This is a genomic window from Leptospira abararensis, assembly GCF_016918735.1.
GTDB classification, from domain to species: domain Bacteria; phylum Spirochaetota; class Leptospiria; order Leptospirales; family Leptospiraceae; genus Leptospira_A; species Leptospira_A abararensis.
In genome coordinates this window covers 159112-173789 of the sequence record NZ_JAFFPR010000060.1, presented here as the reverse complement: position 1 = coordinate 173789, position 14678 = coordinate 159112, and the positions used below count along the sequence as shown (strand labels likewise).

General features: G+C 36.5%; 11 protein-coding genes. 3 read left to right on the top strand and 8 right to left on the bottom strand.

The features are described 5' to 3' along the window. Positions 1 to 27: 27 nt before the first annotated feature. The 7 genes from JWG40_RS18105 to JWG40_RS18075 form a co-directional block, all read right to left on the bottom strand. Positions 28 to 3048 (bottom strand): AAA family ATPase, encoded by a 3021-nt coding sequence (locus JWG40_RS18105; RefSeq protein WP_205287166.1) that lies wholly within the window; start codon positions 3046 to 3048, stop codon positions 28 to 30. 6 nt (positions 3049 to 3054) lie between these two features. Continuing rightward, a complete protein-coding gene (locus JWG40_RS18100; protein WP_205287165.1) occupies positions 3055 to 4806 on the bottom strand; it encodes a hypothetical protein in 1752 nt (583 codons plus the stop codon). A 153-nt stretch (positions 4807 to 4959) separates the two neighbouring features. Then, entirely contained in the window at positions 4960 to 5625 is a 666-nt protein-coding gene (locus tag JWG40_RS18095; protein ID WP_232369480.1) for a cytochrome c-type biogenesis protein CcmH, read from the bottom strand. Positions 5626 to 5628: 3 nt separating this feature from the next. Continuing rightward, positions 5629 to 7827, bottom strand: a complete 2199-nt coding sequence (locus tag JWG40_RS18090; RefSeq protein WP_205287164.1) for a heme lyase CcmF/NrfE family subunit — start codon at positions 7825 to 7827, stop codon at positions 5629 to 5631. Then, entirely contained in the window at positions 7824 to 8216 is a 393-nt protein-coding gene (locus tag JWG40_RS18085; protein ID WP_205287163.1) for a cytochrome c maturation protein CcmE domain-containing protein, read from the bottom strand. Before JWG40_RS18085 ends, JWG40_RS18090 begins: the two co-directional genes overlap by 4 nt. 100 nt (positions 8217 to 8316) lie before the next feature. Continuing rightward, complete coding sequence (locus JWG40_RS18080) at positions 8317 to 9093, bottom strand: YdcF family protein (protein ID WP_205287162.1); 777 nt, start codon at positions 9091 to 9093, stop codon at positions 8317 to 8319. A 30-nt stretch (positions 9094 to 9123) separates the two neighbouring features. After that, positions 9124 to 9525 carry a hypothetical protein gene (locus JWG40_RS18075; protein WP_205287161.1) on the bottom strand — a complete coding sequence of 134 codons (402 nt, stop codon included), beginning with the start codon at positions 9523 to 9525 and terminating at the stop codon, positions 9124 to 9126. 81 nt (positions 9526 to 9606) lie between these two features. Here JWG40_RS18075 and JWG40_RS18070 point away from each other — a divergent pair, with 81 nt between their 5' ends. From JWG40_RS18070 to JWG40_RS18060, 3 genes are read left to right on the top strand one after another with little or no spacing between them, the layout of a single operon-like run. Further along, the gene (locus tag JWG40_RS18070; protein WP_205287160.1) at positions 9607 to 10638 is read left to right on the top strand and encodes an MBL fold metallo-hydrolase; all 1032 of its coding nucleotides are present in this window, start codon (positions 9607 to 9609) and stop codon (positions 10636 to 10638) included. A 57-nt stretch (positions 10639 to 10695) separates the two neighbouring features. After that, positions 10696 to 12162: a sodium:proton antiporter gene (locus JWG40_RS18065; RefSeq protein WP_408611564.1), complete on the top strand. Its 1467-nt coding sequence runs from the start codon at positions 10696 to 10698 to the stop codon at positions 12160 to 12162. A gap of 44 nt (positions 12163 to 12206) precedes the next feature. Continuing rightward, positions 12207 to 13715, top strand: coding sequence for an aromatic amino acid ammonia-lyase (locus JWG40_RS18060; RefSeq protein ID WP_205287158.1), 1509 nt, complete (start codon positions 12207 to 12209; stop codon positions 13713 to 13715). Here the strand turns inward: JWG40_RS18060 and JWG40_RS18055 are convergent. Continuing rightward, on the bottom strand, positions 13681 to 14664 hold the full coding sequence (locus JWG40_RS18055; RefSeq protein WP_205287157.1) for a DUF368 domain-containing protein: 984 nt from the start codon (positions 14662 to 14664) through the stop codon (positions 13681 to 13683). The genes JWG40_RS18060 and JWG40_RS18055 overlap by 35 nt on opposite strands. Positions 14665 to 14678 lie beyond the last annotated feature (14 nt).

Genomic DNA, 14678 nt, shown 5'->3' with positions numbered 1-14678 from the left:
TGATAAGCGAAAGTTAATTTCTGTTCTTCATCTTATTAGTTCAAATTCTTTGTATTCACCCATTAAAAACTCAAATTTCTTTTTGAACAAGAAAGAGAATTTTTTATTGGCTGTAGCAAAAAATATTTGCTTGTTTTCTTTAACAATAAAATATCTCAAAAAATCTAAGAATGAAAGAGCATTAAAGTCATCGATAAATGTAACTGGATCATCAAATATAATAATTTTTGGGCCGTTCTTAATTTTTCGATTTAGACTGATAAAAATCGAAATTACTAATGCGGCTCTTTGCCCTGTACTTACCTGACTTACTGAATACTTAGCTTCTCCTTTGTAAAGCACTAGGTTCTTGTTTTCAAACTTTATATCTGTAAATTCTTGAGGAGAGTGGATTGTCTTAAAAACATTTAGTATTTCTTTCAAATTGTTATTAAAATATTCTTCTAAATTGCCTTCTCCATCGCTTGATAATAATTTTTGTAACATTACGACAGCCTTTTTAAGTCGTTCATATTTTAGATTGTTTTCTGAAATGAAAGACTCTGCATGTTGGAGTTCTTCAATCCTTCTTTGTAATTCCAATTTTCTATTTTCGGAATCTTCAAGAGATAAAATATTCTTTTCTAGAACATTCAGCTCCTTACTCAAATCTGAAATAGACTTGTCATCGGGTAGGTCTATATGTCTTTTAATTTTGGTAAAGCTATTTTCAATCGAATTTAACTTATCAATCTTTGAATTGATTCCATCTAATATTTTGGGAATGTTATTTGTGACTTCATTAAGTTGAAGCGACTTATTTAAGTCCGAGATTAGCTTGTAATTCTCTTGAGAAATTTTGTCTATTGCTTCAGTTCTTTCTTTGATGTCTTTTTCCAAGCTTCCTAATAATTTATCTAATTCTACTTTGTTAAATGGATTGTTTTGATTTAAATATGTTCTGATGTTTTCTTTAAGTAAAATGAATTCTGCTATTGAACCTTCGATGTTTTGAATTTGGGCTATAATTGCTTCTGTTTTCGTTTTTTGTATAAGTAATACTTCTGTCTCTGTTAATAAAGAGGATAATCTATTAATTAGTTCTCTTGCTGTCAAAGTGTCTATATCAGTAAGTTGTTCTTTCGAAATGGATTTTAGTTTGTTTAGCATTCCTAATTCTGAAGTTAAGGTTGCTTCACTGATTTTTAACTCTGAAAGTCTATTTGACTTTTCATTTAATATGCTCTTATCAAGGTTTCTTTTGAAGTCGACATCTATTTTATTAAATAATTCAATATGGGGAATTTGTTGTTCACATAATGGGCAGGTTTTAGAATGTTCATTATGTGAAAGATACTCTTTGCCTAATAATTTAATTTTATTTATTAGATCCTCAATCGCTGAGAAATTTTCACTTAAAACAATGATATCATTTTCTACCGCTTTTCGCTCTATAGAAACCTTTCGCAATTCTTCCTTTCTCGCCACTTCAATATCAGTAATGCTTTGGCTATTGCTCAAAAATGAATCGAGATTTAACTTGGAGAGTTCTATTTTTAATTTTTCTAATTTTAATATTTTCGAATTATATTGCTGGAGTTGTTCCTCAGCATTTTCAATATTATCAATTTCCTCAATAGCAAAATATTTAAGGAATGACGTGATTTTACTGCTCTTTAATTCTAAGCTATTATTTTCAGCATGTAAATCCGCCTGCCTACTAACCCCTTCATTATATTTTTCCTTTAATGCATTTGCTGTTTTTAATTGATCATAGATTTGGGATCTTAAGAAATTAAAGTTGTTAAAGTTGAAAACAAGATTTTGGTTGAGGATGTATTCAATTTCAGTTCTTAATTCGTTTATACTCAAATTAGGTATTGAATAGTTATCTTCAGAATATTTAATTTTAAATTTTATTTCTAATATGTTCCCTGCAATTTTTTTCTTAATCTCATCCAATGTCTTATCAGATTTTAAATCATCAATTAATTTTGAGTTTGCATTGATTGACTCTCTTTTTTCTTGCAATTTTCTTTCAAGACCACTTAATTCAGGTTTCATTACTTTTTCCAAACCTGATATCCTATCTCTTAAAAAGGAATAATTAGAACCAAATATAATTTGCTTTAAGGACTTATTAATTTGGTCTTCGTGCTCGGTAGATGCAAACTGGTAAGCGGCATCTGTGTTGAAAAAATTAAATTGATTGAATGATTGATAGCAATTATTTCCTTTTGCATGATAATTGCGATTATACCATTTAACATCTCTTGACTTATACTTTGCTGTATCTTGTGGAGTATATATCTCTTCTGTTTCATCATTCAAAATGGCGCTTATAGAGCCATTTTCTTCGTCTTTGGTGCTGTTTCGATTTGATTTTCCTGTCAAAATAAGTTCAATTGATTCCAGTAAACTGGTTTTTCCTGTTCCATTTGTTCCTAAAATTAGATTTACTAAACCAAAATCAAAATTTCTTATTAATGGAAAATCTCGATAATTACTTTTGAGGTTAACATTCGTGACTTTTTCAATTGATAATACATTCGTTAATTCATTTGATACTACTTCATCAACTTCTTTTATACTTGAATTAGAAAGAAACCGATCTTTAATTTCGGTATAAGAAGCGACGCTATAAATTTCTTGTAAATCCACACTTTCAAGCTCACGTTTCCATTCAGAAACAATATCCGGTAAGGAAGTCTGGTTTGATTCTTCTAAATGAAAATAATTCAGAAATTCATTTTCTTGAAAGATTAATTTACGAGCGTATTTATCGTCAGTTAATATCGTTGATCTTAGAGATTTAGAAATGTCACAATTAATAAAAAGTAGGTAAATATTCCATTGTAGGAATTCTTCGTTTTTATAGAATTCTTCGGCTAAATATTTGTATTGGATTTCATTGAAATCTTCTTCTGTAATCCTTTCGCTAAAGTTTAAAAAATAGATACCAGCAAGTTTATTATTTATTAGGTAATTACCTTTATATAAAGAGTCACTTAGTTTTTCGAATTGAGTAAACAATTCTTTAGATTTGTTTATTATTTGTGCTGTGTTCACGGTCTTTTATAGAAATGAAGTATTATCCTTCGGAGGGTTTGTTATACTGCCTTCACTTTTATCATATTCTGCGTTTAGATTTATACCAATTTTATAAAAAACAACAATTCTTCTTTTGCCTTCCGTACCATATTCAAATAATTTTTGAAGTTCATCATAAATTCTTCTGACTTTGCTTATTGACGCATTACCTAAGTAACAAATTGTTGCTTTTCTAATTTCTCCATTATCATTCGTTATATTATACTTGTATTTATATATATGAGCATCTTGAGAATAGGAGAGTAGAATATTTTGATGAATTAAATCTTTGATACTATCTGGATAATTAGATTTATTAGGTAAAATTTGTTGATCCAGTTCACTTAAATTTGTACATATAAGTTCTCTATTAGATTCACTTGCTGGGTAAGTATCTTCCACGTATGTCATTCTGCAATTGCACTCATCTGCTTCTTTCAGATTAAAGCTGTTTAAATAGATGACTTCATGCCATTCGTTATCGCTTTTTCCATTTACTAAACCAGTAGATATGTTTATAAGTCTTTCTTTGTCAACAATAGAATTAATTGGGTCTAATAGAAAGTGGTTTTCAATTCCTCTTTCTTGGAAAAATTCTATATGTTTATCATGAATGGTTTCTTGTTCTATAAAGCCAGACATTTCATTGTTCAAATTATAAATCCTAATTGCTTCTGGGCCACTTCGTCTTCTTTGTTGAGGAACTCCTTGATTAATATCTACAGATTTATTTTGAATCTGAATTAGTTCCAAATTGCCGTTTAGAAAATATACGAACTTATTTCTATTTTGATATAAGAAATAAAACCCTTTATTGTGATTTTTTATTATTTTTGAAGTTGAATGGTCTAATTCCGTTACCAATGTTTTAAAAAATATACCACTTCTGGGAGAATTTACATCTTCTGAATACCAAGGATTATTATTTGCATATGTTTCTTTTCCCCAGTTCAATGAAACAACTTCCTTTTTTTCGCTTTCGAATATAAAATTTCTAAACTTAATAAATTCAGGGTGAGAAGGGTTGGGATTAATTTGCGGATTGAGAATTAAAAATGGCTTGTCGTTCCAATCAATATCTTCTTTCACTTTAACAGTTAATTCGTCTTTTACGTTCATAGCTTCAGAACAAATAAAAGTTACTAGTCTAGTTGAATCATTTGAGTTTTTTATTATATAAATATCATTGCCTTCAATTAAATTGTTAGCCTCTATTTGTCCGCCGCTCCATAATCCGCCCATATGTCTGGTTTTGAATTGGATTAGTATAATTAACTTAGTAAGTCCTTCGTGTTGACCAAAAAAAATATAATACAATGGATTTAAAAAGCATTTATCAGATTGTGTATAAACATCCTCACAATGGATAAAAATATTGGTTTGATTAATTGCTACTAAGAGTCTTACCTCTTCTTTGTTTATTGACTCCCCTGCTAAGACCCATATTTTATTTGGTGTCGGTTTCATGTTTTCATTATTAATTATGTAATTTATAACGCTTTTTGGGCATGAATACTCGGGAGATAAAACTAGAGCAATATTATCTTCTTTTGCTTTTTCCAATAACTTTAAAAATTTTGTCTGAGCAATATCTTGATCAACATTTCCTATCCTGTTATTATTAGCAAAAAAAATGCCCTTGTGCTGATATAGTAATATGCTGTTAGGTTGCGTGTCCCTTTTTAAAATGTCAAGTTCTGTTGATATATTTAAGCTGTTTAAATCTACGAAATTCATTGGTGTTAGATTAGAGTATTAGTATAATTTCTAAAATTAATTATTTAAAATATACCAACTATCGCTTATGTCGCGACTTTTATTTGTTTTTCCACAACCCGCTAGTTTTGAAATTAACACTTTCAATTCGTCTTTTATTGAAGATGGGTTCAATTAAGTTTCTTCTTCGAATTTACGGATTTTGTTTTTGATTTCTTCGGTGGTAGACTTTTGATCACTTGATGGCTTAGAATTTGCCTCTGGAGTTTCCTTCTTTTTTCTGGTCCCAAATTTATAGATTCCAAAAAGCCCGAGAACACCTAACGTAAATAAGGTGAAATTGATCCATGTTCCATCTGGTTGCGCTAAAATTTTTGGTCCAAAACCATAAACTATGGAATCTACCATTCCCTGGTTTCCGTTTTCTTGAAACATCACCACAATGGGGTCTTTTAAAACGGAATCTCCAAAACCATTTTCCATTTTTGAAATGATTTCTTCTTCCTTCATCCCGTCTTTGATTCGATTTTCGATAAAGGTTTTGAGGTAACTCGAGGCCGCACACATATTAAACGAACAAGATTGGATAGGTAGACTCGGCAAACAAATACAACGAATTTGTTCGGTCACTTTTAAGAAGGTTTGGATTTGCCCTTCTTCTTTTAGGTTGGTTGTCGTTTTCTGAGCCAATAAAAGGTTTGGTAATAGGAGTAAGAAACCAAAGAGCACGATCCAGACTTTCGATTTGGATCCTATGGCAGTCAATCTTCCTAGTGGGAACGATTGCGAAAAAACCATCCTCAATTGGTGGTTTCTGTGATAAAAATTTTCTTTTTCCATCTGTTAACCTACCGTCTTCTTTTTGGTTTCCCCAAGAGGGAGTAACAAAAAAATTCCAGAAAGGAAATAGAGTAAAGATCCAAGCCAAATGAGTTTTACCAGTGGATTCACCCAAACTTCTAAGTTGGCTACAATCTGTTTTGGGAAGTTGAGAAAAAATTTGAGTTTGTCCATTTCACTTCCTGGTGTGAAGTAATACTGCATAAACATCAAAGGTAGATCTGGGTTTTCTGATTTCAGATCAGAAGTTTCAATGGCACCAAGTTGGATGTAAAAATCTTCTTTTGCCATAGAGAGGATAGCCGGTTCACTGGTGGGAATGTGAGTTTCGAAATCTCCCGTTAGGTGAGAGATCTGTGGGTAAAACCTACGTTCGGTAACTAAATCCGAAAGTTTTTCTGTTCCTCGAAAGATTCCGTATGTTCCCTCTTGGGAAACAATCACATTTTGAATGTTAGGTTCACCACCAAGACCTGAGATTAGGACTGGTTTTAATTTGAGAGTGGAGGCTTCAATTTGATACCCACCAATCATTGCTTTGTCGATGGACTGATAAACTATCTCTTCAGAAGTGGGTGGTTGGAGTTCATAAAAAAATCGGACGGATGTATTGATTTTAAATGCGTTTCCCGCATACCCAATAAAAATAAGAACTAGGGAAAAATGAACTAAATACCCACCATACCGACGTTTGTTTTTGAGTAACATTCGATATCCGGCTACAAAAAAGTTCTCGTTTTTAAACTCTTCTCGCCGAGCCCTAATCCCTCTATAATATTCTTGTATGATCCCTGATATGGTAAAAATACCGATGGTAACCGTAAGAACCGAATACACTTCGGCAAGTACGTCTCCATACTTACTGTCTGGTTTTGTAAAGTTTTGGGAATAGAAGAGGATGTACAAACCACCACCAATGATCCCGGCGATAAAAGGTTTCAGAAGGGTGGAAAAAAAGACAGCTCCTGCCCCTTTTCGCCAAGCCAAAAGTGGTGCCGATCCCATAAGAAGTAAAAGAAAAATCCCAGCAGGAACTCCCCAAGAATTAAACCAAGGAGCCTTAAATTCTTTTCCATACAAAAGTGGAGAAAAGACACCTAACAGAATCGCTGCAGTCGAAAGTACGAGTAAAAAGTTGTTTAAAAGAAAACTCCCTTCTTTGGAAGTGATGGCTTCCAGATTTCTTTCTGGAGTTAGATTTTTTCTTCTATAAATGACAAAACCTGTAAAGAAAAGAAAACTACCAATGATATAAATGATAAAAGGAGTTCCAATCGTAGACTTAGAAAAACTATGAGGACCTTCCAGGACTCCCGAACGAGTGATCCAGGTGCCAAGCAAACTAAAATGGAAAGCAAGGATCACAAGTAACATATTCCAAAACTTCAACATCCCTCGACGTTCTTGGATCACAACCGAATGCACAAAAGCACTAGTGAGAAGCCAAGGCATAAGCGATGCGTTTTCTACCGGATCCCAGGCCCAATACCCACCCCAACCTAACTCTTCATAGGCCCACTTGGACCCGAGTAAAATTCCCGTTCCGAGAAAAAACCAAGAAAACAAAGTCCATTTACGGATGAATTTCATCCAATCTTCGGAGAGTTGGCCAGATACCAGAGCGGACATGGCAATGGCAAAAGGGATCGATATACTTACGTAACCAATATAAAGGATGGGTGGATGGATGATCATCGCCCAATGCTGGAGGAGGGGATTTAGACCCCGGCCTGCAGCCGCTTCCGGAACAAATTCACGGAATGGTTGGGCATCTCCATAAAAAACAGCGAGGAAAGAAAAAAATCCAGACAACACTGCAAGGATGAGGTTCATCATGGGGATTCTATCTTCAATGGACTTACGAGTTTGCCATAACACGATAAAGGTGAAAACGTTTAGAATCAAATTCCAAAACAACAAACTTCCAGAGGAACCTGACCATATCGATGTCATTTTATAGAACAAAGGTAGGTGTTCGCTGGAATGCATGACCACATAATAGTTGCTATAGTCTGATCTTACAAGTTGTGTGAGTAGAACGGCAAAGGTGAGTACAATGACAAATGGATTTGTCATTAAAGCAAGACGGCCAAGTTCAATGGCTTTTCGTTCTTGTCTATAAATTCCGTAGATGGTTTGTATTGCGGAAAAAACTAAAATGGCTAAAGAGGCAGCGAGAAGGATGGTTCCTAAATTATTCATTTTTCCTCAGCGTATCCCGCTTCGTATTTAGAGGCACATTTTGCTTCCACATGGGATGCTACTAAAACTCCGCGATCCAACTTTCCATCCACTCGCGCCCTTGCTCCTTCTTTGAAGGCATCTGGCAAAAGAGTGGCTCCTGTAAAAAATACAGGAATGATTTGATCATTGAGTTCCAAATCGAATTTGGCTTTTTTCCCTTCCCGGACTAGGCTTCCCACCCGCACAAACCCACGCACACGAAGATTTTGGTCCGAGTATTTGGTTTGGTTTGCTGCCAGTTCTGAGGCATCCAAAAGGAGGTAAGAAGTTTCCTGCGAAGAAAAATACGCGATCCCGCCGAGTGAAAGTCCAATGAGAAACAAAAGAGTTAAAAACTTACGATTCATAATCCATTCTTTAGACGGATTCCCGTCTTTCTTCTAGCCTCCCTGATTGCAAGTTTCGGTCAAACAAAAAGGTCTTAAAAAAAAGGCGGATTTAGAAGTGTTACAGATAGGATTTGGCACGATATACAAAATATCCCACCCATTCTTTGATCGCGAGAGTAGTTTGGTCCAAAAAACTAGCGGAAGGAATGTAAAGCTCAAAGGCCCCTGATTGGAGATTGGTGGCACGAAAATCTGTGGGAAAAGTGAAAAACCGAATGTTTTGATTTCCAAAACAACCGGTCGCGCGTTTCATATGGAAGGCAGAAGTGATAAGAACTGCTGACTCTAATTTATTTTCGTTTAACAACTTTTTCGTTTCCACAGCATTTTCATAAGTGTTTCGAGACTGGTTTTCCCAGATTAAATCTTTTTCAGGAACACCGAGTCCTAAAAATATTTCTTTTGCTAAATCTGCTTCTCTATAAGCGTCTGCAAATAGAAGTCCCGATCCGCCAGTAAAAAGAATCTTTTTTACTTTCCCTGCTTTATAAAGCCGGATCGCATCTGTCAATCGGTCTGCGGAGTCTGAAAGTTCTGGTCTACCTGGATGTAAGGATATTGTGTTGATCATTCCACCTAACACAATCGCTACGTCCGACTTAGGAACATCCCTTATGGCAACGGGTTGATAGTCTTTTTCCAAAGATTGGATCAGGAAGTTGGCAACATAAGCATTAGATGCTAAATATAAAAACAAAATGATTTGTAAGAGGCGAAACTTCCCATGTCCTGATTTGGTTTTTAGGAGGAGTAGGATGGCCATAAGAAAAAAAACGGGAAGGGGGTAGAGTAGGACTGTTCCAAGTTTGGAGAGTATAAAGAAAATTGAATCCATTGGGATTAGGATTCTGAAAGTAAAGGAATCTTACCAGTCTAAATCAGGACCTAGGACACCAATCCCACTTCCCCAATACTGTGAGGGGTGTGGGTAACGAACTGAAATTCCTAATGGGGAACGAGAAAATTTCCAATCCCGTGCAATTTGTTTTCGTTGTTGGATTTGTTCTTCAGGGATAGAACTTTCGAATTTATTTAAATACAATTTGGTGATTTCGACCCATTCTTTGATGGCAGCAGGATTTTGTTTTTTTAAATCTTGGATAAGAATTCTCAGTTCGAACTCGGCATCTTCTCGGAGGTCACGAGCAATTTCGGAAACCTCGGCATTGGCTCCAAAGGCAGTTTCACTTCCTTCGGTACGATCGACGGTGTCTCTCCATTTTGCATAGGCAATCATCAAATCTTTTGTTTCATCGTGCCTAAACATAATAAGAGAAAGGTGGTTCTCGATTTTAAAAAACGCAATCGAAAATTCCAAACATAGGAAGTTTGTTTCGGTCTAATCCTCGTGAAGTCCCTATCTTTTGTCTCCTTAATTCTTTTTTTTGTTTTGTCCTGTTTTGCAGATGCAAGTGTTCGTAAATCCCACCATACAGCAAACGGATTTAAAAACCCAAACCCCAACTTTGAAACCAAAGGTTTTTGGGATGTCATCTCTTGGCAATTCCAACGTTTTCAACTCCCCAATAGTTTAGATCCAAAAGATTATCCTCCTTTTCCTATCATGCCAAATGACGGCAAACAATTGCAGACCAACAAATCAAAACTTTCTGTCACTTGGGTGGGACATGCAACCACTCTCATTCAAATCGATGGAGTGAATATTCTAACAGATCCCATATGGAGCGAAAGGTGTTCTCCGGTAAGTTTTATTGGCCCCAAACGTTACACTCCCCCCGGAATCAAAATAGAAGACTTACCTCGGATAGATATTGTGATTTTATCACACAATCATTACGACCACACCGATTTACCCACACTCAGACAATTAGAAGAAAAGTTCCATCCTCTTGTATTCACTGGAATTGGAAACAAGAAACTATTGTTAGCTGAAGGTTTGAAAAATGTAAAGGAAATGGATTGGTGGGAAGAAACGAAAACGAAAGAATTATCCATCACTTTCACTCCTACCCAACACTTTAGTGGGCGCGGGTTACTCGACAGGGATGAAACTCTCTGGGGAAGTTACTTGATTTCGGGAGAAAAGGAAAAAGTCTACTTCGGGGGAGACACTGGTTATTATACCCATTTTCGCGAAATCGCAGAACGATTTGGGCCTGTTGACGTTGCCATTTTACCAATTGGGGCAACGGAACCCCGCTGGATGATGGCACCCGTACACATCGATCCCGAAGAAACAGTGAAGGCTTTTATGGATCTGAAAGCCAAGTATCTGGTTCCTATGCACTATATGACCTTTGTTCTCTCGGATGAACCCTTGGATTCTCCTGTGCCCCGCACTAAAGAGGAGTTAAAACAAGTGGGAATCTCGGAAGCACAATTCGTTCCTTTAAAAATTGGAGAATCTCGCTTTTTTTAGTTCCAAGAGGTTTCGATTTCAGATAAGCTGTCCTAAAAAAATAGGATGGTGAGCATGTTGAAGAAGCTTCTCACAATGATAGTATTCCTGGTTTGTTTGTCAGTGACAACAGCAGGTTTATTTGCGGAAGACCCGACTCCGGTTCCGACTCAAACAACGACAGAGGAAGAAACAGGACATTCGTCTCATGGCGAATCAGTACATGAGGAATTACCGTATTGGACGGTTTTACCTTTTGTTGCCATTTTACTTTCCATCGCAATCTTACCGGTTGCCTCTCACAAAACTTCTCATTGGTGGGAAGACAATAATAACAAATTGATCCTTGCTGTTGGACTCGGAGCCATTTCTTTTGTGGTACTTCTAATTTATGGTTACAGCCATAATATTGTTCACACAGTTTTTTTCGATTACGTTCCCTTTATCATTTTACTTGGATCTTTATTTTACATTTCCGGTGGAATTGTGATCAAGGGGGACATCCATGCAACTCCACTCAATAACACATTGTATTTGTTAATAGGTGCGGGCCTTGCTTCCTTTATTGGAACCACAGGGGCATCGATGTTACTCATTCGTCCTTTGTTAAAAACAAATAGCGAGAGAAAACATGTGGTTCACACAGTTGTTTTCTTTATTTTCCTTGTTTCGAATATCGGTGGTTCCTTAACACCGCTCGGAGACCCTCCACTATTTTTGGGATATTTGAAAGGAGTTCCTTTCACTTGGACATTCAAACTTTTGCCTGAGATGTTAGTGGCTGTAGGGATTTTACTCGTTGTCTATTTTATTTGGGACACTATCGCCTATAAAAAGGAAACAAAAAAAGATCTCAAAAAAGACGATAAACTTGCGACTCCTTTCTCTATCGGTGGGCAAGTGAATTTCATTTGGTTACTTGGTGTGATTTTGGCGGTTGCTTTTTTGAACAGTAACTATATTCCAGAAATCAATAATACTCCTACTCTTGGATTTATCCGTGAGGCAGTTCTACTTGTTCTCATTGGACTTTCTAAGTTTACTTCCAAAGAGGCAGATCGTAAGTTCAATAACTTTACCTTACATCCAATCCAAGAAGTCGCTTATCTTTTCATTGGAATTTTCATTACGATGATTCCGGCTCTCGTACTTCTTGAGGCACATGGTAAGGAACTTGGAATCACACAAAACTGGCAGTTTTTCTGGGCAACGGGAGCTTTCTCTTCAGTCTTAGACAATGCGCCAACTTACCTCACCTTTGGTTCGTTAGCTTCTGGTCTACTCACACCTGTGGGTGCTGCTGCTCCATTAACTCTAGGTCAGTTTATTGGAAATGTCCAAGCAGAAGAAATTCTAAAAGCCATTTCTGTGGGTGCGGTTTTTATGGGTGCGAATACCTATATCGGTAACGCTCCGAACTTTATGGTGAAGTCTGTGGCAGAAGAAAACAAAGTAAAAATGCCGTCCTTTGGTGGTTATTTAGCATACTCTATGGGAATTTTAGTTCCTGTTTTTATTCTAATTACCTTTATCTTCTTCGTCTAAACTTTTGGACAAACCGGGGATGTCTCCCCGGTTTTTATATCATTTTGAATTTATCTACACTCCAAACATTATCCAATTCTGGTTCATTCACTCATTTAACCAATGTTCGTCTTGCGATAGAAAAGGAACGAAATCAATTAGAATCTATTTTAAAATCATCCAAAGAAAAACTCATTTATGGAATCCATACGGGATTTGGCCCTCATGCCTTCGTTTCCAATGATGATGTCGAAAAAATCCAAAAATCTTTAATCTATCATCTGACGGTTGAACCTGTTTTTACCAAAGAGGGAGTCCCGCATTCGCATTTGAATCATAAGGAGGCAAGGGCAGTTCTTGCGGCAAGGATTCATAGTTTGTCACTCGGTGGTTCGGGGATTCGTTATAAAACATTAGAACTTTTGAATGCACTTTTGGAAAACGATTGTATTCCTGTTTTACCAGAAAGAGGTTCTCTATCTGCCTCTGGAGATTTGATTCCTCTCAGTTATATCCCTTTGGCACTTCTTGGTGAGTCCGGATTTACTGGCAAAGGAAAAGACTTAGGCCCCTCTCGTTGGAACGGAGCGGCATCAAAGATCCCTGGTTTTCCCTGGACACCAGAGGCAAAAGAAGCCATCTCCCTCACCAATGGAACCAGTTTTACTACGGCCCTTCTTGGCCTCCAAGTCCTTGAATTTCGAAATCTTCTCTCCTATTCCTTAGAACTTTTGCAGTTTTTATTTAGTTATCATTCTGTATTTTCGGATGCCTTTCATCCGGCCTACCATAACCATAAACAATTTTTAGGTCCCAAAGAAATTGTTCGTTTTCTTTATCCTATCGTTTCCCAAAACTCCAAAGAGAAACAAGAAGGAACACGAATTCAGGATATTTATTCCATTCGCTGCATTCCCCAAATCCTTGGTTCCATTTTAGATGAAATCATTTCTATTGGCCAGGTCGTCGAACAAGAGTTAAATTCACTTTCGGACAATCCGGTTTTAATCAAAACAGAAAATTCGGATGTTCGGTTTGCGGAAGGTGGAGGTTTTTATGCGGCCCAAGTGAGTTTTGCCGCCGACCGATTACAAAATGTGATGGCAGTTTGGTTTACTTGGGTGGACCGGTTTTTGAATTATCTTTATGAACCAAAAGAAAACGGCGAGTTTCCGCTGATGTTGTCTGAAAAACCAGGAACCTATGCAGGTCTTTCTGGGTTAGGGCTTATGTCCACTCATCTAACAGCAGAAGTACGAAGAGATAGTATGCCAGGATCTGTCCAGTCCCTTCCTACCAATGGGAATAACCAAGATATTGTTCCTATGGGTGCTATTTCTGTTTTACGTAATCGTAGAACAGTAGCTAGCGGGTATAAATTGTTATCCATTTTGGCTTTTTCGGTTTACCAATCATCCAGGTTTGCCAAAAGAAAAGATTTGGTTCCAAAAATAGATTTATTTGCAGGGATAGAGACAATGGCTGAAGACAGGAGTCTGGATTTTGAAATCCAGACTTTAATGGAAAGGCTAAAAGATTCTACTTCTTCTCTTGTAAAGATTCCAATCGATTGAGACCAAAACCAAGAACAAGTCCGAAAACAAGAGCAGCAAGCGGAATTTGTGCCTCTGCAAAGTCTCTCGGCAAAACATTTTTCGCGGTTGCGATTTGAATGTCTCTTTTCACCTCTCCAGATCTTCCTACAATCGCCTGACCATTGGCATAATCTTTAAATGGCCAAAGGATAAAGAAAGATCCGAGGATAAGGCCTAGTAGAAATGTCATTGTATGAGATTTGTATTTCAAAAATAACCATTTTACAAAATGAGTAAAAATAAGAAGTCCAAGCAAACATCCAATTCCAAATGCTCCGAGGAAAATAATGGAACTTGGCTCGAGGATAGTAGAGAGTTTTCCAATCACAATTTGGTATTCCCCGAGTACAAGCATAATGTAAGAACCAGAGATTCCTGGTAGAATCATTGCGGAAATAGCAACGGCACCTGTGAGAAAAGCAATGAGTGGATTTTCAGATCCTGTTGTATCGCCCATAAAAAAACTAGGAACAATTGTGAGTAAGATTCCTGGAATTAAAAACAACCATACAAAGATACTATGTTTTTCGATGAGTTTGTATGGAACGGCTAGAGATGGGAAAATCAGTCCAATAAACAATGCTAAGGTTGCTTGTGGATAGTTTTGGAGTAAAAACTGAATGAGTTTGGCTCCAGAAACAACAGATAACAAAAGACCGATTCCAAGAAAGACAAGGAACCAGAAATCAATTCGTTTCATTTCTTCTGCAAATCGTTTTCTTACATCTTCTTTCCAAAAACCAAACACTAAAGATAAAGATACTTTGATGGTTTCTAAGTTTAGGGATGTGATGGCAGTGATCAACCTGTCATAAAGCCCAAGAATGAGTGCAAAAGTCCCTCCGGAAACACCGGGGATAAGGTTGGCAATCCCGATGAGAAAACCATTGAGAAGGCAGAATAGAATTTCTTTTTTCGATAGAGGCATAAAGGAAAGGATGG